Consider the following 19,005-nt stretch of genomic DNA (forward strand, 5'->3'; position numbering starts at 1 on the left):
ACCTGCCCAGCATCGCAACGGCACGAAATTTATGTGTCGAAAGTCAAGGTTGACCCAACTTTTAAAATTTAGTAAAGCAAAACTTGTTGACATGTAAATTAAGTAATTCTGAAGATGATAACATGAATGCTCCATTGATCCCAGGCTCGATGCGATTTGAGATTGACGTGTTGAAGACGTTCATAGCGGTGGCTGATACCGGTTCGGTCAAGCTCGCATCTGAACGTGTTGCGCGGTCGTCTGCGGCTGTGTCTATGCAAATGAAAAAGCTGGAAGGGCTGATTGGTGCCCCTGTTTTCCAACGCTCTGACGGGGCCATGCGACTATCTGCAGCAGGCGAACGTTTAGTGCCTCATGCACACCGTATTGTGCAGGCGCACGATACAGCTGTCAGCGAACTGCACAGCCCGGATATCGAAGGGGAGGTGCGAGTCGGCATATGCCTGGAGAATGCTGAGACCCGCATGCCCGAGATATTGGCCGGGTTTTCCAAAGCGCATTCGCGTGTCACGGTTGAAATAATTTCGGGTGACGCACAGGATTTGGCTGCGATGCTGGCGAAAAAGGAACTTGACGTTGCGATTTTGACCATCGGTGGTGGCGCGCCACCAGACGAAAGAGATCGGCTGCTCCATGAGCAACCTCTGGTTTGGGCTGCGCATAAGAACGGACAGCGCAGCCAAGAACGTCCTTTGCGCTTGGCGGTTGCATCCGTTGGTTGCCCATGGCGTCTCGCGGCTCTCGATGCTCTGAAACGTGCTGGAATTCCCTATCGAATTGCTTATCTTTCAAATGTTTCAGAATCGCAGCTCGCAGCGATCCGGGCGGATCTTGCAGTGGCCGCACTACCGCTCAGCCGCATTACAAATTGCACCCAGCCCATTTGTGTGAACGAGGACCTGCCCAAGCTTCCATACACGCAAATCGTGCTCCGAACCGCCGTCAATCCGAACGAAAACGCAAGAGCTCTTGCAGCACAAGTTCTCTCGGCTTTCAATCGACCGCCTTAAGCGACGGCACTTTGGAGAGATATTGATGCTGCGGCCACTACGAATAAGCGCCCCCAAAAGGCTGCTTTGAAGCGGATTTTTACCATTCATGCACTCTGCAGAATCGGTCGGTTTGGGCTCTCAGCTGCCACTCGCTGCATGATCATCTAACGGCTACTACGCGGACAAACCAGCCTGATGCACTTGCAGCGTGTACTGACGCAGAAAATGTTCGCATGTGCGGCGCGCCTATTACCTTGAAGCTGCTAGCGTTACCGAAGCGGTCATCCAAACGGCACGTGCCGTTGTACGCTAAAGCGGTCCAATGATCTTACTGCGTATAAAAATCACAGGGAGAAAAGAAAACGAACGACGGTGCATTTCTGCATGCCGGTTTTCTACCTAACTTTGTTCGATCTGGCCTGCTTGCTCGATCACTTTAGCATTAGCTCGCCCGCCGCGTCGCGACTGGACAGGTCTGCAGAAATAATTATTACATCGTAGCCGGCTTCAAGAATTGCGAGATCTTCCAGACCGGCAACGAAAGCTGGCGCTTCAGGAACCGCGCATAGCGCAAATCCGAAACACCGCAGACCCGCCGCAGCTGCTCTATATGAAGACTATGCAGCGCCGGGCCTGCTGAGCACAAAAAGGGTCAATATTGGACGCCGATACGGGGTCAAAGTTCAATGCCGATTGACATTAGGTAGCGCTTTGATCTCTAACGCTGACTTCAGCGAAGGGAAGGGTGCGCTGAATCGGGCTGTGCCTCAGTTTGTTTCCAAGCCGTCAACTCGCGTGCAAGTGGTTCGGCAGTATTAATTCCGGTTCGATATATGTGATTTGTGGCGCGGAATCCTTATCGTCAAGATGCTGGTACGCGCGTTTAACCATCATTTCGGCTCTCTGGCGCATCATTGGCACCGGGTGTCGTAGAAGGCCTCCGAAGGGATCGAAGTCAAACGCACCGATTGCGCAAGCGTCCACTTCAGAATTTGACAACTGACTCAGAAACTGGAGAGCGCCTTCAAAACACCCGATAGAATTGATGAGCATGACAGACGGTAGCTTCTGCCGCTCTTTATAGAGTGTTGCCAGAGCCTCTCTCGCAGCAGACCGTTGATAACCACAAGCCAATATTCTGTAGTTGGTTGGTTCATGACCATGCTCCAACAGCGCTTCTTTGAAGCCAACTACGCGTTCAGCTGTCGCGGGTAGTTTGGCATTGCCACCAAGAAAGACAACCTCCTCAGAATAGTCGGGATTATTCTCGGCTAGCAAGACTTCTGTGAGTTTACGTGCGCCACCCTTATTCTCGGACACGACGGATGGTGCATTGCTGCATGGCTGGTCCAGAAATACGTGCGGGACCTTTGCCTTCTGGCACACCTCACTAAGTATTTCAGGGTGTGAGGTTCCAACAAGCATAAGTGCATCGACTGAGGCGTTAATGAGGCCCTGTACGGCTTCGAGTTCTTGGTCTCGTTCTCTTCGTGTTGAGACTATGACGGGTAGGGCGTGTCGTGAACGGGTTTCGTTAGAAAAGCACTGTCCTACTGATGAGAAAAACCTGTTGTCGTGCTGAGGGAGGATCATCCCAACAAGACCAGACTTTGCACTTCGTAGTGCGCGCGCCTGCAAATTTACGGAGTAATTCATCTCGTCGGCGATCGCTTGAATGCGCTGGACTGTAGTCTCGCTGATTCGGCGAGATTTCCATGATCCGTTGAGCGCTGACCCAACTGTAGACGCCGAGACACCGGCCTTTTTTGCGATATCGTATATCGTCTGTTTGCTGCCTGTTGTCACGTTAGTTTGCCACTTTTCTTTAAGTATTTCTGTCAAACTATAGCTTGACGCTATCGATAGCGCAAATGCTCTTGAGTCTGTTCTTGGCGTAATATTAACTAGATGCACTATCGATAGTGCTTGACTCTAACAAGTAAATGCACCATCGATAGTGCGGAGCTAACTTGATCAGTCTTCAAGAGGAGGGCGGACATGCTGGCAGTTAATTTGGAGACGGGCCAATCAAGGCCCATCAGGGAGGAATATCATGAATTTCCGTAATACACTTTTGTCTGGACTTGCTCTGGCCACCGTACTGGGTACCTCAGCCATGGCTGAAGATGTCCAAATGGGCATCGTAGTTAAAATCGGCGGTATCCCTTGGTTCAACGCCATGGAGCAGGGTATCTTAGAGCGCGCCGAAGAGCTTGGCGTTTCCGCCGAGATGATTGGGCCAACTTCTGCTGACCCTGCGTTGCAGGTTCGTGCGATCGAAGATCTTATCGCAAAAGGCGTGGATGTCATTGGAGTTGTCCCGAACGACGAAGCCGCTCTTGAGCCGGTTCTGACAAAAGCACGCAAAGCCGGCATCACAGTTATCGCACATGAAGGCCCTGGCCTAAACAACGTCGACTGGAATTTTGAGCTGGCATCAGCAGTTGGTTTCGGTGAGGCACACGCGCAGCTCCTCTGTGAAAGTGCAGAGAAGCCAGGCAGCTACGCTGTGTATGTTGGGTCTCTGACCGTGCCACTGCACAATGCTTGGGCCGACGCTGCTGTCTCTTGGTTGGATGGGAACTGTGAGGGTCTGACCAAAGTCGGTGATCGTTACGGCGTAGCTGAGAGCGTTGACGACAGCCGTTCAACCGCCCTTGATCTGATGGCTGCAAACGATGATCTGCGAGGTATTCTGGCTTTTGGTAGCCAAGGACCGATCGGTGCCGGTCGTGCGATCGAAGAGCGTCGTCTTGCAGGACAGGTTCACGTTATGGGTCCTTTCTCACCAGGTCAGGGTCGTCAGCTTGTCAAAGATGGCGTAATTGCTGGTGGTTACATGTGGAATCCGGCCGAAGCTGGACGCGTTTTCGTGACGCTTGGCAATATGCTCGTGGAAGGTGCTGAGATTACTGAAGGTACCACGATAGAGGGTCTTGGCGCAGTCAGCCCTGATGCGGCAACACGCAACATCATCACTGATAATCTCCTTGAGATTAACGCTGAAACTGTGGACGTACTGGCCGAAAAAGGCCTCTAAGTTCTATTGCCTGATTTGCGCGCCGCCGGCTCCCAAGGCGGCGCGCATTTTTCTAAATTTCCCCAAAATGATACCGATGCGGACCCACCGGTTTAAGAGGTATTGGCGCTATGAGCCGATCAGAAGAAGCTTATGCATTGCGAATGCAGCATGTTTCCAAACGCTTTGGAGGCGTCCAAGCCCTGGATAAAGTAGCTCTCGATGTACGAGTTGGCGAAGTCCATTGTTTGGCAGGGGAGAATGGTTGTGGAAAGAGCACCCTGATCAAGATTGTGACGGGTGTTTATCAGCCAGATGACGGAACGCAGATCGAAGTATTCGGTCAAAAGATAACGACAAACAGTCCAATACGCGCGCGCGTCAACGGGATCGCCGTAATTTGGCAAGATCTCGCATTGTTCTCGCACATGACCGTTGCCGAAAACATCGGCTTTGATGAGCTTGTGGGTGGCCGCCCGAAATTGGCTGACCTCAAGAGCATCCGGTCCCGCGCGCACGCTGTTATGGACCGGCTCGGGGTTTCACTCGACCTTGATATGCCTTTGAACGCTTTGCCGATTGCACAACGCCAAGTCGTAGCGATTGCTCGGGCATTGATGAGCAATGCCAAACTCGTTTTCATGGATGAACCAACAGCGTCGCTCACTCAGAGTGAAACCGATGCACTTCTGGAAATTGTCCGTAACCTCTCTGCTGAAGGCGTGGCGGTTGTCTTCGTAAGCCACAGATTGGCGGAAGTTCTAGACATTGCCGAACGTGTAACTGTTGTCCGAGATGGCAAGCTGGTCGGTGTCTATCCGACTAAAGGTATGTCCCAAAGCCGTCTAGGCGAGTTGATGACCGGTCACACGCTGGAGACTGAAATCCACGCACGAGACAAGTCTGACGCCAGCAAAATGTTGGAAGTACAGAACTTGCATCGGAACGGAGAATTTGAAGACGTCTCGTTTTCCATCCGGCAAGGCGAAGTGTTAGGTATGACTGGCTTGATCGGGGCTGGGCGGACGGAGTTGGCTCATGCGCTTATTGGGATGTCGCGGCTCGATGAAGGAACCATTCATCTGGATGGCAGCCCAATAAAACCGCGTTCAATCCGCGAAGCAATTGGCCATGGCATCGCTTATGTTTCAGAAGACCGTTTGACGCTTGGCCTCGTTCAACCTCAGTCAATTGCAGACAACACGGTCACCTCTGTCTTAGACCGTATTCTTGCCACGACAGGCCTTATCTCAGGCCGAAAAAAGACCAACTTGGTCGACAGCTGGATAGAACAACTTGCGGTAAAAATTGGGACGCCAAGCGACGCTGTTTCCACTTTGTCAGGTGGCAATCAACAGCGTGTAGTCCTGGCCAAATGGCTCGCGACAGAACCCAAGCTACTCATTCTCGACAGCCCAACTGTTGGTGTGGATGTCGGGGCGCGTGCGGGGATATTTAGGATTGTGCGCGAACTTGCGGACAAAGGACTGGCGATCCTATTGATCACGGACGAGATCACAGAAGCCTACTTTAACTCTGACCGCATTCTCCACATGGCGGATGGTCGGGTCCAAGCTGAGTATGACCCCCGATCCGTTTCCGTGCCTGATCTGGAGGAGCAAATCTATGCGTAAAGCTCTCTCCGCAAATATAGTTGAAATCCGCCTTTTCGTCGTCTTGATGATTATGATCATCGGCCTCGGTCTGACGACAGATACGTTCTTAACCGTCGCGAACCTTACGTCGCTCTTGAACAATAACTCAATCAATCTGATTTGGGCCGTTGGGCTACTGGTCGTTCTCGTAGCGGGCGGCATCGACATCTCATTCGCCGTTGCTGCATCGATGGTTCAGTATCTCGCAGCGCAGATATTTGGCGTCATCGGAGGCGGCAATTGGGCATTCGGTATTCTTACAGCAGGGTCGTTGGGGCTTGGTTTAGGCTTGATCAATGCGGCTTTGATCCACGGGTTTCGCATCGTTTCGATCGTTATCACGATCGCCACATTCAATGCGTTCTTCGGGTTACTGATGTTTTTCACCAAAGGCCGCAGTATCTATACGTTGCCTGACTGGTGGGTCGATAGAATATTCTTGTTTGAGTACCAATCGGCATCGGGCGTTTGGTCTGAACTGCATCTTTCAGTAGCTATTATGGCCGTATGCTTGATTGCGACTGCGATCCTCATCCGCCGCACGAATATTGGCCGCCAACTCTATGCCTTCGGGGATAATCCAGAAGGAGCGCGTCGCGCAGGTGTCAACATTGCGCTCATGCAGGCTATTGCCTTTGGATGGTGTGGCATGATGGCCGGTATTGGTGGCCTGATGCAGGTGAACATAGCAAAGGAGGTGGTTCCAAACGCACTTTACGGCCGGGAACTAGATGTTCTCGCTGCTGTCGTGCTTGGCGGCGCACGACTTGGTGGTGGTCGAGGAACCGTCATTGGATGTGTCTTAGGTGTGTTCTTTGTTGCCATCACTCAGAACGGCCTCAATCTGCTTGGGGTCTCACCTTTTGCATTCCAAATGATTATCGGTGCGACGATCTTGATCGCCATCTCAACGTCGAACGTGAAGATCGACATGTCCTCTCTCTTGAAGCGACCCCAAAAAAAACTGAAAAGAGGGTCGAACAATGACGCTACTTAAACGTGCTCAAACCGCAATAGGGACCGAGAACTTGTTTCTTCTTGGAGGCCTCGCGGTAGTCATTATCGGCTTCTCGTCGTCCACGCCACTCTTTTTGACAGGCTCAAACTTTGGGTCAATGGCCTTCCAGCTGCCGGTTCTAGGACTTCTGACTTTGGCGATGATGGTGCCCATTCTATCAGGAGGATTGAACCTCGCCATTATCTTCCAAGCCAATATTGCGGGTCTGGCGCTGGCGTCTGTTCTCATCAAGTTTGGTGGTGCCGAGGCAGGTTATGGGGCTTTCGCACTTGGTGTTTTGGCAGCCCTTATCGTTGGTGCGTTGTCTGGCTTCTTGATGGGGCTAGTCGTTGCTTATTTGGGAGCCCATCCTATTTTGGCATCGCTTGCGATGATGATATTTCTTCGTGGGTTGGGAGAGTTTCTTACGAAGGGGGGCGACATCTCGGGGTTCCCACCGTTCATGGAAACTATGGGTCACGGATCTATCCTCGGCGTACCAATCCCGTTGCTGATTTTCTTGGGCGTTGCGCTTTTATGGCACATCATTTTAAGCCACTCAAAGCATGGTTTCTCTGTCTACATGATCGGCTCAAACATCGAGGCATCAGAGTATTCCGGCATCAACACACGCCGCACATTAATGATGATCTACACACTTTCGGGCGTCGTCTGCGCAATCGCAGGCATCTTGATGGCCGCACGCTTCAACTCGGTCCGGGTTGGGCACGGCGAAGCGCTTCTTCTGGTGACTGTCTTGGCCTGCTTCCTTGGAGGCCTCGATCCCTTCGGCGGCTTCGGACGTGTTGCCCCGGTCGTTCTCGCTCTTTGCACCCTACAAGCTCTTTCGTCTGGTTTGAACCTAATCGGTGCAAACCAACACTTGGCCACAGCCGTCTGGGGTCTGTTTTTAATCGGCGTCATGGCCCTTCGCTGGGCTGCAGCACGTCTCTACCTAACCAATAACAGGAGGAATTAAATTGGAGGGATTTGGTGTTCATACCAGCATGTGGACCATGAAATGGGACCGCGAAGGTACCGAGCGAGCGGTGCAAGCTGCTGTCGACTACAAAATGGATTTTCTGGAAATCGCACTGCTCGATGCGCCGTCAGTAGACGCAGCGCACACGCGAAAGCTTCTAGAAGACAATGATATGAGGGCGGTCTGTTCGCTCGGATTGCCGGAGGCCGTTTGGCCATCGAGAGATCCCGAAAGCGCAATCGCATTCATGAAAGGGGTCTTCGACAAAGCCAACGAAATGGGCGCAGAGGCTGTCTCTGGCGTGACCTATGGCGGGATCGGGGAACGCACTGACATGCCTCCGACTGAAGCCGAACTATCAAACGTAGCGCGCGCTCTGGAAGCCTGTGCCAGCTACGCAAAATCACTGGGCCTCCGGTTCGGCATTGAGCCTGTCAACAGGTACGAAACGCATCTCCTCAATACCGGTTGGCAAGCCCGTGACATGATCGAGCGTATCGGATCAGACAACATCTTTATTCATCTCGATACATACCACATGAACATCGAGGAAAAGGGCGCTGCTAGCGGCATTCTCGATGCACGTGAGCATCTCAAATACATACACCTCTCCGAAAGTGATCGTGGGACACCCGGTGAGGGCTGTTGCGATTGGGACGAGATTTTTGCCACATTGGCTGCAATTAATTTCACAGGTGGTCTGGCGATGGAAAGCTTCATCAATATGCCGCCGGAACTTGCGCATGGATTGTCCGTATGGCGACCCGTCGCTCCCGACTTCCAGGCCGTGATGGACAAAGGATTGCCCTTCTTGCGTAACAAAGCCGCGCAGTATCGCCTTGTCTAAAGCCTCGCGCTAGCCAAAGGATTGGGGCCAGGAACAAGCGGTTGTCTGTTCCGGTGCGCCCGCGACCCCCTTTCTTGCCCGGAACCAAAGGCGCGATAATGGCCCACTGCCTATCCGTCAAAACCCGCCTGCTCAAGATCACCTCCCTGTTTTTGATCTGGAATCAGACAAAGGATGATTTGGGAATCCCCAAATGCAGACGCCGCCCAATGCGCTGGCAGCATATTTCGTGCTGCAAGCGCGTGCAGTGGGGTTTTGGCACTCTCGCAATGGGCTCTCAGCTGCCATTCGCTGCAGTAGACCCCAATGTCTGCTTTGCGGACAAACCAGCCTGATGCACTTGCAGCGTGTGCTGACGCAGAAAATGTTCGCATGTGCGGCGCGCCTATTACCTTGAAGCTGCTAGCGTTACCGAAGCGGTCATCCAAACGGCACGTGCCGTTGCACGCTAAAGCTGTCCAATGATTTTACTGCGTATAAAAATCACAGGGAGAGAAGAAAACGAACGACAGTGCATTTCTGCATGCCGGTTTTCTACCTAACTTTGTTCGATCTGGCCGTCATATTCGTTTCAATTACAGTTTTACTTTCAGTGCCCAGATGCCTTGAAATACCGCCGGATACAGCGTTGTACCTGTTGTTGGATCAAGTCGTTCGGATCGTTCGGCATGTCGCCAAATTCGAGGCCTGTAAACTCTTGTGAAACGATGGTCTCGGGGATTGGTTTGGATTTCAGATTGTCGATGAGAATGCTCAGGGCCGCAGAAACCGTGTCATTCGCCCAGTAATAGCGGATACGGTCACTATAGCTGTAAATCCTTTGGATGCGAAGTTCGTCCTCGGTTCCGCTGTAATAGTTCTGCCAATTGCCCGGATGGGTCGCCATTTGATCGTGCATGACAGAGCGGATATTAGACGGGTTCTGGACCTCAAGCTCTTCCTCAATCTGCGCCAAGGCCCAAACAGCTTCGCGGAAACGGAAGGTCAGTTCAGGACCTACTTTGAGGAAAAAGAAGTGGCTGTGGACCAGATCAGCTAGGCTTTTTGTCGTTTGATAATCCGTGGAATGGGCCTCATAGGTCAGGCCGGCTTCAAATAGGATCGCGTTGGCCAAAGGCTGGGCTTTCTCTGGCTCGAAAGGGTAGATCGAGGTGTGGCCAAAATCTACGCCAGGTTGCGTGACAACTGACACGATGCGGCCCCAGGCGGCGTCAAGACCGCGGGCCGTCCATGCCTCTCGGTGCGTGCGGATAGTGTCGACAAACCGGTCAACCGAGGTAACATCCAGCGCGTCGGGTTCTTCAATTTCGCCGCCCGGTATCGGAACTTCGGTGCCGATGATGTAGATCAGCTTAGTAGGATCAGGCGCATGCGCCTCGGCCACAGCGCACAGATCAGCGGCGCGATCGGCGATTTGTGCGAAACTAGGGTTCGGCTCGCCACCGCAGGCCATACTTGCGTCGAGGTGGATCTTGGTGAACCCTGCCTCAACATATAACTTCACCATTTCGCGGGCTTTTTCCATCGCTTGTTCAAGCGGCTCAGAATTCCAAGGGTTCGGGCCAAGGTGATCGCCACCAAGGATCAATTGATCCATTGGCACACCTGCCTCTGCAGCCATGCCCTCGAGCCAAGTCATAAAGTCTTTTGGCGTCATGCCGGTGTAGCCGCCGTTTTGGTTAACCTGATTGCTCGTGGCCTCGATCACCGTTGGCAGCCCTGTCTCGGCGGCATAAGCGAGAACGGAACGCAGGACATGTTCGTTTGCAGTGCAAAAACAAGGCAAGCCTACGGGCTCGCCAGCGCGGTTGCGGGCGATAAGGTCGTGAATAAGGCTCATGCAGAGAGCTCCTTGGACGTCATGTTGGAAAGGAATGTCGTAATCTCAGAAAGCGTGGAATTGCCCTCCATTGGGCCTCGGCGCGTGACGGCGATAGCGCCCGCCACATTGGCGCGCTGACCAGCCTCAAACAACGAAGCACCTTGCGCCAAAAGCGAGACAAAGGTGCCACAGAAACAATCGCCAGCACCTGTTGGGTCAATCTCTTCAACCGTATGGCCTGGGAAATCATGTCGCTCGCCATAGCCAACAACTGTTGCACCAGCCGCACCGCGTTTGATCGTAACGATCTCGGCCTTGGCGTTTAGGAGCTTATCGATGGCAGCATCCTCAGAAAGGTCGGGGTACAGGAATTCAAGATCGCTAGTGGAGGGTAGTAGGCAATAGCTTCGCTCCATGACGTCGTGCATCGCCTCTCGCGTAGCAGGATCTATCATAAGTTCGGTGCGGGCGTTCGGATCGCAAGAAATCAGACCCCCTCCATCTGAAACACTGCGCACCACTTCCATGATTTTGTCCCGCATCGATGCAGCACCAAGCGATGAGGCCGAGACATGCAGAAAGGTGTTTTTTGGATCTAGAAGGGATAGCGGCACGTCGAATGCGTCCGCCGCCGTTCCGGCAAGGTGGAAGATGAAGTCGCGGTCGCCACTGTCATAGTAGGACACGAATGCGACGCCAGTGCTGAGATTTGGAGAGACTGTTACGCCGTCCGTGCCGACGCCATCCTCTTTGAGTCGGTTTAACACTGAGAGTCCAAACCCATCATCGCCAACGCCACCGATCATTTCGGTTGGTGCTCCCATTCGAGCGACTTGATCTAGAAAGATGGCCGGGGCACCGCTGGGATATGGGCCGGAATAGTCCGAAATTTTCTCGAGAGCGCAATTGCGGTCGTGAGATACAAATTCGACAAGCATTTCCCCAACGGTCGCAATTGTTTTTTTCCTAGACATGAATCTCTCCCTTTGAAATTCTGTCTAGACAAAATTTTAACATGTGTCAAAGTTCGACATACTCACTGCGCCCGATATTGAGATCAGGTGGGAGTTCGGGAGAGGAGGCCCGTCTGATGACTAAAGTTAAGCAGAAAATTTCGACTATGAAAGAGCTGTCTGAGATCATCGGTATTTCACGCCCAACCTTGTCGCGCTATTTTCAAGACCCTGACAGTGTGCGCGCTTCTACTTCCGACAAAATCAAAGCGCGTCTTGAAGGGGTGGACTACGTCTATAACTTTATTGCCACGCGGCAAAACAGAAAGTCGTCTGGTCTAATCGGCGTCATTGTTCCGCATTACAACGACCTGTTTTTTACCAGTCTTTTGGAAGCTATTGAGAGTGCCGCGCGTGCCGAGGGCTACACTGTTATCACCCAAGGCTCAGACGGGAATGCGGAGGGTGAAATTCAGGCTGTGGCGCGCTTGCGATCCATGAGTGCGGATGGCGCCATTATCGCGCCATTAGGGTTAGATAGTTCGAATGAAACTTTCCGGTCTGCACGCGCTGATTTCCCGATTGTATTTGTAGACTCTCGACCTGAAGAGGATGTTCCTGGAACAGATTTCGTCGGCACTGATAACAAACAAAGTATTGCTGTCATTGTAGAGTATCTTGATCGAACAGGAACTTCTCCGATTTTTCTAGGCATGCCGAAATTGAACAACAACGCGCTTGAACGTGAAGCGGCCTATATTGAATCGGCCCATAGATTGGGATTTGAACCTAAGTTTGTCGAGACACGTGGCGCGGCAGAATCTTGGCAATTTGAGGCGTTTGGGCTTGATGTTATGGATGCCCATTTCAGCCACGGGCGACATATGTCTGACACTATTCTTTGCGCCAATGATCGTATTGCTATTGGGGCTATAAGAGCGGCCAACAAGCATGGTCTTTTCGCGCGCTCAACTGATGGTCATAGCGGACTGAGAATTGCCGGACATGATGACCATCCTTTGAGTCAATATATGTTCCCGGCGGTAACAACTGTGGGTCAAGATATCGACGGGATTGGCAACACAAGCGTAAAGGTTTTGGTGGAGCGCATTCTAGGCGAGCATGACGCAGAAAAATCGACAAGCTTTGAGGAGTCGTCCCTGAAAGTTCGCGAATCGGCATAGTTAGATCGCCATAAAGGTTTGAGGATTCTATTTTAAATCTTTTACATGTGTAAAAATTTCTTGACTCGTTACCGATCCTGCGCGATTGTCTGCGGGTGTTATTTAAGGGAGGACACTGATGTCTATCAAACGCACATTGCTGAACACAGCAGTCGGCTTTAGCCTCGCGGCGACGATCGCATCCACGGCTACAGCAGAAGAAATCACAATCGCGACCGTTAACAACGCGGACATGATCACCATGCAAGAGCTTGCTCCGAAGTGGGAAGAAGCAACTGGCAACACAATCAACTGGGTTGTTTTGGAAGAAAACGTTCTGCGCCAGCGTACAACGCAAGACATTGCGACGAACGGCGGTTCTTTCGACATCATGTTCATTGGTGCTTATGAAACACCGATCTGGGGCGCTAACGGTTGGTTGACACCATTGAACGATTTTGCGGACGACGCGGATTATGATCTAGAAGACGTGTTTCAACTGGTTCGCAACGGTTTGTCTGCAGACGGCAATCTCTACGCCCTGCCGCTGTATTCCGAAACATCGTTCACTTTCTACCGCACAGACGTCTTCGAGGCGGCTGGCATAGAGATGCCACAAGAGCAAATCACATATACTGAGTTCGCGGAATTGGCTGCTGCCGTTCACGATCCAGACAACGGAATGTATGGTACCTGTCAGCGCGGTAAAGCCGGCTGGGGTGAGAACATGGCGTTCGTTGGTACCCTTGCAAACGCTTACGGCGCACGCTGGTTCGACGAAAACTGGGTACCACAGCTGGACAGCCCAGAGTGGAACGCTGCCGTCACTTACTACGTTGATCTGATGCTTAACTCGGGCCCTCCCGGTGCATCTGCAAACGGTCACAACGAAAACCGTGCTTTGTTCAAAGACGGCAAATGCGCAACTTGGGTTGACGCGACATCCGCTGCTGGCGACGTTCGTAACCCAGCGACATCTTCCGTTGCTGACAAAACAGAATTCGTAAAAGCGCCAATGCAGGCAACTGCAAAAGGTACTGGCTGGTTCTGGTCTTGGGCTCTTGCGATCCCAGCAAGCTCAACAAAAGTCGACGCTGCGAAAAGCTTCCTGAAGTGGGGCACATCGAAAGAGTATTTCGAAATGGTTGGCGAATCCAAAGGTTGGGTTGCTGTCCCTTCGGGTACACGTCAGTCGGTTGAAGAAGATGCGCGTCGCATCCAAGCCGCACCTTTCGCGCCAGCTGTAGTGGACGCTATCTTGTCTGTTGACCCAGCAGACGCAACACTTCTGCCAACGCCTTACACCGGCGTTCAGTTCGTAGCGATCCCTGAGTTCCAGGGCATTGGTAACTACGTTGGTCAGCAAGTCGCAGCGGCTCTAGCTGGTCAGTCTTCTGTTGAAGAAGCATTGGCCAACAGCCAAGCATTCGCACTGCGCGAAATGACAAAGGCAGGTTACATCAAGTAATCGCAATTTCTGATTGGGCCGAGGTCACTGACTTTGGCCCAATTCAAACTCTCTAGCTAATCCATTACCATTTTTGCAAAGGCCTTTCGTGGGCCGTTCCTCAAGTGTTGATACGCATTTCGTTTTGGGAGGGCGAAATACATGGCCACAAAAGCATCTCGTTCAGCTGCTCGTCTAATGATCTCGCCTGCGGTGCTGCTTCTCCTTGGCTGGATGTTGGTGCCTCTATGCATGACGATCTATTTCTCGTTTCTCTACTACAATCTGCTTCAACCTGGTTCTGGCGCTTGGGCTGGTTGGGATAACTATTATTGGTTCATCACCGACCCCAGCTTTACCGATGCCATCAAGAACACTCTTGTGTTGGTTAGTGGTGTCCTTCTGATTACAACCATCGGCGGCCTGTGTGCCGCGTTGCTGCTGGACAGGCCTATGTTTGGCACCGGCCTGATTCGTATCATGGTCATCGCGCCTTTCTTTGTGATGCCAACTGTGTCTGCGCTGGTGTGGAAAAACATGTTCATGAATCCGGTCAACGGAATCTTTGGGCGTATCGTGACGGGCCTTGGTTTCCCCCCAATCGATTTCTTTGGACAATACCCGCTCACCTCAATCACGTTTATCGTTTCGTGGATGTGGCTGCCCTTTGCGACGCTTATCCTTTTGACTGCTCTGCAATCGCTGGACCAAGAGCAGCTGGAAGCTTCCGAGATGGACGGGGCGAACTGGTGGAACCGCTTTTTCTTTATCATGCTGCCGCATCTGGCGCGCGCGATTACGGTTGTGATCTTGATCCAAACCATCTTCTTGCTGTCGATTTTTGCAGAAATTCTGGTGACCACAAACGGTGGCCCTGGGACAGCCACGACTAATTTGACTTACCTGATCTACGTCTCTTCGTTGTTGCAGTTTGATGTCGGCATGGGCAGCGCGGGAGGTGTAATCGCCATTATCCTAGCCAACATCGTTGCGATCTTCCTGATGCGGATGATCGGCAAGAACCTGGATGCTTGAGGGAGTACGGACTATGGCACGCGCAGTCTCAAACAAGACTAAGACAATCAACACAGCCATCGCAGGCACAATTGGATTCTTAATGTTCTTCCCAATCCTTTGGATTGTCGTCCTCGCGCTCAAAACAGAAGAAAACGCAATTCGTGCACCCTTGGAGGTTTTGTTCAGCTCTGACTGGACGATGGAAAGCTTTAGCACGGTTCAGGCGCGGTCTGATTACTTCAAGCACTTCTCAAATTCGGTCATCATCTCACTAGGTTCAACGTTTCTCGGGCTCTTGATCGCGATTCCGGCTGCATGGTCTATGGCCTTTGTGCCGTCCAAGCACACCAAGAACGTGCTGATGTGGATGCTGTCTACAAAGATGCTGCCGCCGGTGGGCGTGTTGGTTCCGATCTATTTGCTGTTTCGCGACTTTAACCTGCTCGATACGCGCGTTGGTTTGACCATTGTTTTGATGCTAATCAACCTGCCGATTATCATCTGGATGCTCTACACATATTTTAAAGAAATTCCCGGTGAAATTTTGGAAGCTGCCCGTATGGATGGTGCGACTTTGCGCGAAGAGGTTCTTTACGTTCTGACGCCAATGGCTATTCCAGGCATGGCTTCGACCATATTGTTGAACATTATTCTGGCTTGGAACGAAGCGTTTTGGACGCTCAACTTGACAGCTGCAAAGGCTGCTCCACTAACGGCATTTATTACCAGCTATTCAAGCCCCGAAGGCCTATTCTACGCCAAGCTGAGCGCCGCGTCGGTTATGGCCATCGCGCCGATCCTCATCATGGGTTGGTTCAGCCAGAAACAACTTGTCCGGGGCCTGACCTTCGGTGCTGTTAAGTAAGGAATTAGAAAATGGGACGAATACAGCTCAAGCAAGTTCAGAAGAAATTCGGTGACATAGAAGTCATTCCACCACTGGATCTAGTTGTCGAGGATGGAGAATTCGTGGTCTTTGTTGGCCCTTCAGGTTGCGGTAAATCGACTTTGCTACGTTTGATCGCAGGACTTGAAGATACGACATCAGGCAATATCGAAATTGATGGACAAGACGCCACCGACACCCCACCTGCCAAGCGCGGTCTGGCGATGGTGTTTCAATCCTACGCGCTCTATCCGCACATGTCTGTTCGCAAGAATATCGCCTTCCCGATGCGCATGGCGAAGCTGAGCCAGGATGAGCAAACCAAGCGGATCAATGCGGCTGCGGCGGCTTTGAACCTGACCGATTATCTGGACCGCAAGCCCGGCCAATTGTCTGGCGGTCAGCGTCAACGTGTGGCGATTGGCCGTGCAATTGTCCGCGAACCTGCGGCGTTCTTGTTTGACGAGCCGCTCTCGAACCTTGACGCTGCGCTGCGCGTCGGTATGCGCATGGAAATCTCTGAGCTGCACAAAAAACTCGACACGACAATGATCTACGTGACCCACGACCAGGTCGAAGCGATGACCATGGCCGATAAGATCGTTGTGTTGCAGGCCGGTGTGATCGAACAGGTTGGCAGCCCGCTAGAATTGTACCGTACCCCACGCAACAAGTTTGTCGCGGGCTTTATCGGGTCACCGAAAATGAACCTGATCGCAGGATCCGAAGTGCAGCGATTTGATGCGCACACAATCGGTATCCGTCCAGAACATTTGCTGGTGTCCAAGGAAAGCGGCGAATGGAAAGGTACTGTCGGCGTGTCCGAGCACCTTGGGTCAGATACATTCCTACATGTGACTGTCGACGGGTTCGCAGAACCCATCACAGTGCGTGCAAGTGGTGAAGTGGACGCACATTTCGGCGATACCATCTACCTGACACCAAACCCTGATTTGATCCACAAGTTCGGCGCAGATGGGCTACGCATTTCATGAGTATTCTGGATGGGAAGATCGCGCTCGTCACTGGGGGTGCGCGTGGGATAGGTCGTGCCATATGTGAAGCTATGACGGAGGCTGGAAGCTCAGTTGCCGTGGCTGATTTACGCGAAGATGATGCGGCAGACACTGCTAAGGCCGTTGGCGGCATGGCCGTTAAGATGGACGTCACCAACCTTGCCTCTATCGCTGAGGGCCTTGCGAAAGTTGAACAAGCCTGGGGCGGGGTCGACATACTGGTCAATAACGCTGGCATCTTCAACATGGCATCGCTCGATAAAATCACGCCAGAAGATTACCGCCGCCAATATGACGTCAATGTTGGTGGTACGATCTTCGCATGCCAAGCGGTTGTGCCTTTGATGAAAAAACGCGGTGGTGGTTCTATCATCAACTTTTCAAGTCAGGCCGGGCGCCGGGGCGAGCCAAACATCACCCTTTATTGCTCGACCAAGGCGGCCGTGATTTCTGTCACCCAATCGTTGGCGTTAGAGCTCGCCACTGACAACATTCGCGTCAACGCCATAGCCCCCGGCGTGATTGATACGCCAATGTGGGAGGTTGTGGACGCTCAATTTGCTGCCTACGAGAACAAACCAAAAGGTCAAAAGAAGCGCGAAGTTGGTGAGGCCGTTCCCTTGGGTCACATGGGCGATCCCCGCGACGTGGCAGATCCTTGCGTTTTTCTGGCTTCAGATGCGGCACGCTACATTACTGCCCAGACATTGAATGTCGACGGCGGGAATTGGATGAGCTGATGTCGGCACTTTGCAACGCATCTTTGGGCAACTTTCCGGCGGAGGTCGCGGCCCCGACCTACGACCGCTCGGTGATAGGGCCTGGAATCGTCCACATTGGCCTTGGTAACTTTCATCGCGCTCACCAGTCGTGGTATTTACATCGCCTGATGCAAGGTGGTCAGGCCATGGATTGGGGCATCATCGGCGCAGGCGTGCGCGCATGCGACGAGGCGCAACGGTTGCGCCTGAAAGATCAAGACTACCTGACCACTCTGATCGAACTTGACCCCAAGGGACGCTCCGCCGAGGTCGTCGGCTCAATGATCGGGTTCGTTCCGGTTGAGGAAAACAATGCAGCCCTCATTGCTCAGATGGCCGACCCCGCAATTCGGATCGTCGCGCTAACCGTGACCGAAGGTGGTTATTACATCGATCCGGTTACCAAAGCGTTCGACGCCAACCACGCCGATATCAAACACGACGCCGCGCATCCTAATCGTCCGCGAACTGCGTTTGGCGCAATGATTGCCGCTTTGAAAATCCGCCGTGACGCAGGCACTAGCCCATTTACCGCTCAAAGCTGTGACAACCTACAAGGCAATGGCGACATATTACGACAAACACTGGTGTCTCTTGCACGGCTGTCTGAGCCGAATTTGGCGGAATGGATTGATGCGCATTGCACGTTTCCGAACTCGATGGTCGATTGCATTGTTCCGGCGACAGGCCCTAAGGAACTAGAGCTGGTCAAAACATTTGGTATTGAAGATGCGGCCCCGGTGACGCACGAGAACTTTCGCCAATGGGTCATAGAGGATGAATTTTGCGCCGGTCGTCCTGATTGGGAAAAGGTGGGTGCGACGTTCACGGACGATGTTCACAGCTTTGAGGCAATGAAAATTCGTATATTGAACGGTGGTCATCAGTTGATCGCCGACGCAGGCGAGATTTTAGGGATAGAGTTCATCGCAGATTGCATGACGCATCCCTTGATCGGAGATTTCTTCCGCAAGACCGCCGGGACCGAGATTGCGCTTCAGGTTGATCCTGTGCCTGGAATGTCGCCCGCGGCTTATGTTGATTTGATCGATAGCCGTTTTTCCAACCCAGAGATTATCGATACAGTGCGCCGTGTCGCTTTTGATGGATCGTCACGCCAGACCGGTTTCATCCTGCCCACCTTGCATGATGCGCTGGCAAAGGGTGATCCCTTTGACGGCCTTGCCTTATCGCAAGCTATCTGGGCGCGCATATGCGAAGGCACCCGCGAGGATGGCTCGGTTATCGAGCCAAACGATCCGATCTGGGACAGCCTCAACGCAGCCGCCAAAGACGCGAAGGCTGATCCGCTTGCATGGTTGAACCAGCGTGATCTCTATGGTGACCTCGCAGACAATGCAGCTTTCCAAGCCAGCTTTTCGCATTGGCTGTCGCTGATCTGGGCAGACGGCCTAGAAGCTGCGCTTCGCACATACGTTCAAGGATAA

Annotated in this window: 16 protein-coding genes; 13 read left to right on the forward strand and 3 right to left on the reverse strand. The window is 52.5% G+C overall.

Annotated features, from left to right (window positions below):
- Nucleotides 1-122: 122 nt before the first annotated feature.
- Nucleotides 123-1,010, forward strand: a complete 888-nt coding sequence (locus tag UM181_08990) for a LysR substrate-binding domain-containing protein (protein ID WQC61475.1) — start codon at nt 123-125, stop codon at nt 1,008-1,010.
- 768 nt (nt 1,011-1,778) lie between these two features.
- On the opposite strand, the gene UM181_08995 is transcribed toward UM181_08990, so the two are convergent.
- The gene (locus UM181_08995; protein WQC61476.1) at nt 1,779-2,834 is read right to left on the reverse strand and encodes a LacI family DNA-binding transcriptional regulator; all 1,056 of its coding nucleotides are present in this window, start codon (nt 2,832-2,834) and stop codon (nt 1,779-1,781) included.
- 274 nt (nt 2,835-3,108) lie between these two features.
- Between UM181_08995 and UM181_09000 the strand changes: the two genes are divergently transcribed.
- The 5 genes from UM181_09000 (at nt 3,109) to UM181_09020 (ending at nt 8,492) form a co-directional block, all read left to right on the forward strand.
- Nucleotides 3,109-4,032, forward strand: a complete 924-nt coding sequence (locus UM181_09000; protein WQC64724.1) for a substrate-binding domain-containing protein — start codon at nt 3,109-3,111, stop codon at nt 4,030-4,032.
- A gap of 110 nt (nt 4,033-4,142) precedes the next feature.
- Complete coding sequence (locus tag UM181_09005; GenBank protein ID WQC61477.1) at nt 4,143-5,645, forward strand: sugar ABC transporter ATP-binding protein; 1,503 nt, start codon at nt 4,143-4,145, stop codon at nt 5,643-5,645.
- Complete coding sequence (locus UM181_09010; GenBank protein WQC61478.1) at nt 5,638-6,663, forward strand: ABC transporter permease; 1,026 nt, start codon at nt 5,638-5,640, stop codon at nt 6,661-6,663. Before UM181_09005 ends, UM181_09010 begins: the two co-directional genes overlap by 8 nt.
- Entirely contained in the window at nt 6,650-7,642 is a 993-nt protein-coding gene (locus UM181_09015) for an ABC transporter permease (protein WQC61479.1), read from the forward strand. Before UM181_09010 ends, UM181_09015 begins: the two co-directional genes overlap by 14 nt.
- Before the next feature lies 1 nt (nt 7,643).
- Nucleotides 7,644-8,492 (forward strand): sugar phosphate isomerase/epimerase, encoded by an 849-nt coding sequence (locus UM181_09020; protein WQC61480.1) that lies wholly within the window; start codon nt 7,644-7,646, stop codon nt 8,490-8,492.
- A 589-nt stretch (nt 8,493-9,081) separates the two neighbouring features.
- On the opposite strand, the gene UM181_09025 is transcribed toward UM181_09020, so the two are convergent.
- Together UM181_09025 and UM181_09030 are read right to left on the reverse strand one after the other, a co-directional pair.
- Nucleotides 9,082-10,332, reverse strand: a complete 1,251-nt coding sequence (locus UM181_09025) for a class II D-tagatose-bisphosphate aldolase, non-catalytic subunit (GenBank protein WQC61481.1) — start codon at nt 10,330-10,332, stop codon at nt 9,082-9,084.
- On the reverse strand, nt 10,329-11,288 hold the full coding sequence (locus UM181_09030; protein ID WQC61482.1) for a sugar kinase: 960 nt from the start codon (nt 11,286-11,288) through the stop codon (nt 10,329-10,331). Before UM181_09030 ends, UM181_09025 begins: the two co-directional genes overlap by 4 nt.
- A gap of 116 nt (nt 11,289-11,404) precedes the next feature.
- Here UM181_09030 and UM181_09035 point away from each other — a divergent pair, with 116 nt between their 5' ends.
- From UM181_09035 to UM181_09065, 7 genes are all read left to right on the forward strand, one after another.
- Entirely contained in the window at nt 11,405-12,451 is a 1,047-nt protein-coding gene (locus tag UM181_09035; protein WQC61483.1) for a LacI family DNA-binding transcriptional regulator, read from the forward strand.
- A 118-nt stretch (nt 12,452-12,569) separates the two neighbouring features.
- Complete coding sequence (locus tag UM181_09040) at nt 12,570-13,898, forward strand: sugar ABC transporter substrate-binding protein (GenBank protein WQC61484.1); 1,329 nt, start codon at nt 12,570-12,572, stop codon at nt 13,896-13,898.
- Nucleotides 13,899-14,039: 141 nt separating this feature from the next.
- Complete coding sequence (locus tag UM181_09045; GenBank protein ID WQC61485.1) at nt 14,040-14,912, forward strand: sugar ABC transporter permease; 873 nt, start codon at nt 14,040-14,042, stop codon at nt 14,910-14,912.
- A 13-nt stretch (nt 14,913-14,925) separates the two neighbouring features.
- The gene (locus UM181_09050) at nt 14,926-15,759 is read left to right on the forward strand and encodes a carbohydrate ABC transporter permease (protein WQC61486.1); all 834 of its coding nucleotides are present in this window, start codon (nt 14,926-14,928) and stop codon (nt 15,757-15,759) included.
- Between the two features lie 11 nt (nt 15,760-15,770).
- Nucleotides 15,771-16,775 (forward strand): ABC transporter ATP-binding protein, encoded by a 1,005-nt coding sequence (locus UM181_09055; protein ID WQC61487.1) that lies wholly within the window; start codon nt 15,771-15,773, stop codon nt 16,773-16,775.
- Entirely contained in the window at nt 16,772-17,536 is a 765-nt protein-coding gene (locus UM181_09060; GenBank protein ID WQC61488.1) for an L-iditol 2-dehydrogenase, read from the forward strand. The genes UM181_09055 and UM181_09060 overlap by 4 nt, the downstream gene beginning before the upstream one ends.
- Nucleotides 17,536-19,005, forward strand: a complete 1,470-nt coding sequence (locus UM181_09065) for a mannitol dehydrogenase family protein (protein WQC61489.1) — start codon at nt 17,536-17,538, stop codon at nt 19,003-19,005. The genes UM181_09060 and UM181_09065 overlap by 1 nt, the downstream gene beginning before the upstream one ends.

The organism is Alphaproteobacteria bacterium US3C007 (genome assembly GCA_034423775.1).
In the GTDB taxonomy this organism is placed as follows: Bacteria; Pseudomonadota; Alphaproteobacteria; order Rhodobacterales; family Rhodobacteraceae; genus Thalassovivens; species Thalassovivens spotae.

What these genes read in the sequence shown, in the direction of transcription:
- UM181_08990 (WQC61475.1), top strand. Translation starts at nt 123, where the DNA reads ATGAATGCTCCATTGATCCCAGGCTCGATGCGATTTGAGATTGACGTG.
- UM181_09000 (WQC64724.1), top strand. Translation starts at nt 3,109, where the DNA reads ATGGCTGAAGATGTCCAAATGGGCATCGTAGTTAAAATCGGCGGTATC.
- UM181_09005 (WQC61477.1), top strand. Translation starts at nt 4,143, where the DNA reads ATGAGCCGATCAGAAGAAGCTTATGCATTGCGAATGCAGCATGTTTCC.
- UM181_09010 (WQC61478.1), top strand. Translation starts at nt 5,638, where the DNA reads ATGCGTAAAGCTCTCTCCGCAAATATAGTTGAAATCCGCCTTTTCGTC.
- UM181_09015 (WQC61479.1), top strand. Translation starts at nt 6,650, where the DNA reads ATGACGCTACTTAAACGTGCTCAAACCGCAATAGGGACCGAGAACTTG.
- UM181_09025 (WQC61481.1), bottom strand. Translation starts at nt 10,332, where the DNA reads ATGAGCCTTATTCACGACCTTATCGCCCGCAACCGCGCTGGCGAGCCC.
- UM181_09030 (WQC61482.1), bottom strand. Translation starts at nt 11,288, where the DNA reads ATGTCTAGGAAAAAAACAATTGCGACCGTTGGGGAAATGCTTGTCGAA.
- UM181_09035 (WQC61483.1), top strand. Translation starts at nt 11,405, where the DNA reads ATGACTAAAGTTAAGCAGAAAATTTCGACTATGAAAGAGCTGTCTGAG.
- UM181_09040 (WQC61484.1), top strand. Translation starts at nt 12,570, where the DNA reads ATGTCTATCAAACGCACATTGCTGAACACAGCAGTCGGCTTTAGCCTC.
- UM181_09045 (WQC61485.1), top strand. Translation starts at nt 14,040, where the DNA reads ATGGCCACAAAAGCATCTCGTTCAGCTGCTCGTCTAATGATCTCGCCT.
- UM181_09050 (WQC61486.1), top strand. Translation starts at nt 14,926, where the DNA reads ATGGCACGCGCAGTCTCAAACAAGACTAAGACAATCAACACAGCCATC.
- UM181_09055 (WQC61487.1), top strand. Translation starts at nt 15,771, where the DNA reads ATGGGACGAATACAGCTCAAGCAAGTTCAGAAGAAATTCGGTGACATA.
- UM181_09060 (WQC61488.1), top strand. Translation starts at nt 16,772, where the DNA reads ATGAGTATTCTGGATGGGAAGATCGCGCTCGTCACTGGGGGTGCGCGT.
- UM181_09065 (WQC61489.1), top strand. Translation starts at nt 17,536, where the DNA reads ATGTCGGCACTTTGCAACGCATCTTTGGGCAACTTTCCGGCGGAGGTC.